At 47.8% G+C, this 2,180-nt stretch carries 3 protein-coding genes and 1 pseudogene; 2 read left to right on the plus strand and 2 right to left on the minus strand.

The window, feature by feature from the left end; genetic code table 11:
- Together FT726_RS26860 and FT726_RS26865 are read right to left on the minus strand one after the other, a co-directional pair.
- Window positions 1-479, minus strand: a 479-nt coding sequence (locus tag FT726_RS26860; protein WP_346303803.1) for an SOS response-associated peptidase family protein, incomplete at its 3' end; no start/stop codon positions are given.
- A 352-nt stretch (window positions 480-831) separates the two neighbouring features.
- Complete coding sequence (locus tag FT726_RS26865) at window positions 832-1,053, minus strand: hypothetical protein (protein ID WP_346303804.1); 222 nt, start codon at window positions 1,051-1,053, stop codon at window positions 832-834.
- Between the two features lie 387 nt (window positions 1,054-1,440).
- Between FT726_RS26865 and FT726_RS26870 the strand changes: the two genes are divergently transcribed.
- Window positions 1,441-1,914, plus strand: coding sequence for a GNAT family N-acetyltransferase (locus FT726_RS26870; RefSeq protein WP_346303805.1), 474 nt, complete (start codon window positions 1,441-1,443; stop codon window positions 1,912-1,914).
- Window positions 1,915-2,032: 118 nt separating this feature from the next.
- A pseudogene (locus FT726_RS26875) lies at window positions 2,033-2,180 on the plus strand (IS30 family transposase); the annotation flags it as partial.

The raw sequence follows: 2,180 nt of genomic DNA on the forward strand, positions 1-2,180 counted from the left end.
TCGGGTATGTCCACCATGCCCTGATTGCTGGCAGCGGTGACGATGACAAAACCCTCCTGCCCGTGTTCCCGATCAAAAGGCGGCTTCCCGATGGCCAAAAAAAACAACGGTTCTTTGTCCCTTTGATAAATAAAATAGGGCTGTTTTTGGTCGCCGTCTTTTTTCCACTCAAACCAGCCGGATGCCGGCACAATAACTCGGCCATGCTTCCACAAAGGCTTAAACATACGCCCTGTCGCAGCTGTTTCGCTGCGGGCGTTGATGAGCGGAGGCTTATCCCACCACTCCGGACCATAGCCCCAGTACACGGGGTCAAACTTCAGATCGCCGTCGCGCTCATTAAGTAACAGGACCTTCGTGCCCGGAGACACGTTATAACGGCCGATGGGCTCTGCATCGTAGGTTAATTCCTCCGAGCCAATGCCCAGAGCTTCGAAAAAATCATTTCTGCTGTTGTATTGCGCAAAACGTCCACACATAAGCACCTCCTGCTATTCAGCATAGGCGGTAAACCTTTATCCGGAGGGGTCATCATGTCACATAACTCTGCAGCCCGGTCCCGAGAAGAGCGCAACCCTATTAACGTGGATTGAGCCGCGGCAGGAGAGCGTCTGAGTCTGCCGGTGACCCGGGCAGAGGCAGGGCGCCAGCAGTCAGAAAATTTAAGTGAGCACTTCATTGAGCGACTGGAAATCTATCGCAAAGAATCGTTGTGTTATCCGGGGAACGGCGTCCCCGTATATCAAAAGAAAGTTGATAATCAGTGTCTGTAGACATGGCTGAGCGTTGTGTGAATTCACGCGCAGCAGTTCGGTTTAATACTGCTTTTGGTTATTTCTGGCTTTGCTGTGTGGATTTATCTTCTTTTTGTTTTTTATTGGCCACATGATGGCCTACTGCGCACCCGGCCGCTGCTCCTGCAACACCATGATGAGCGACATGACCTGCTACCCCCCCAACAACCGCACCTTTCACGCACGCCTTTGCTTCTGCGTGTGAACTGAATACCACGAGAAGGCTGGCGGCCAGTAAAGCTAATGGTAATTTTTTCATGCTGTTACTCCTTTTAATTACTGGTATCTTCCAGTGCTTATAAGCATAACCAAGATTTTTATAGCGGCTGTCCAAATGCATAAAGATAAAAACTTAATTACCCCTGGAAACAACTCTTCTGGTTTGACCACGCAGCAGATACCTGATCACTACCAGTTCTAATGTGTGGGAGCTGATCTTCTCCTTGAAAAGTAGTATGTCTTGATGTCAACAATGTCCGCTTTAGCACTCAGGCACCATTGGCAATCCCTAAGGCAGCTATGAGCGAAAAACGGACGTAATGTCTCATTGAAAAAGGGCGCAGGATTATATTTTCGAAGAGGTCCAAAATGGTGCGATTTTCCATCAAGTGTTAAGGTCAGGCTTCCCGGAAATTCATAAACAGGAATGAACGTGAACATTTCAGAGAAACATGAGTGGCATAAGAATAACTACTTGGTGAGTACAGACCGGGAGAAACTGGATGTGCAGGCTATCCATCTCTATCTTACGAGGTCAACATGGGCAAAAGGGATTGATCTGGATCTCGTCAGTGCATCAGTAGAAAACAGCCTTAATTTCGGTGTTTATCACGATGAAACCCAAATTGGTTTCGCGCGATTAATAACAGATTACGCTACGTTCGCTTACCTTTGTGACGTATATATCCTTGAGGAATACCAAGGAGAAGGGCTGGGAAGGTGGGTGATGCAGTGCATACATCATCATCCAGTTTTTGAGCGGCTTCGCAGGATCATGTTGTTTACAACCACAGCACCCTGGCTCTATGAAAAATTTGGGTACGAACCTGTTAATCGGGAAAACTATGCATGGAGCATCACACGGCCTGATATTTATACCCATGTAAAAAAGACTGGCTGACCTGTGCTCATATTCATCTCTGAGCTGGCGTATGCACTCCTGAGTTTGCAATGTCCGCTTCTGGCTGTGAGTTCAATGGCTCGATGCAACGCTATCCTTAATCAAGGGGGACGTTGCCATGAAACGAAGAACTCGGATCAACTACACGCCAGAGCAGAAGGCGATTATCTGGGACAGATATAAGCAAGGTGATTCTCTGCATGATATCGCCAGAATGTTCGACAGATTTCATTCTTCCATCATGCCCACAATCCACCAGACAGGTG

The sequence above is a fragment of the Pantoea sp. Morm genome (assembly GCF_016643525.1).
GTDB classification, from domain to species: Bacteria; Pseudomonadota; Gammaproteobacteria; order Enterobacterales; family Enterobacteriaceae; genus Pantoea; species Pantoea dispersa.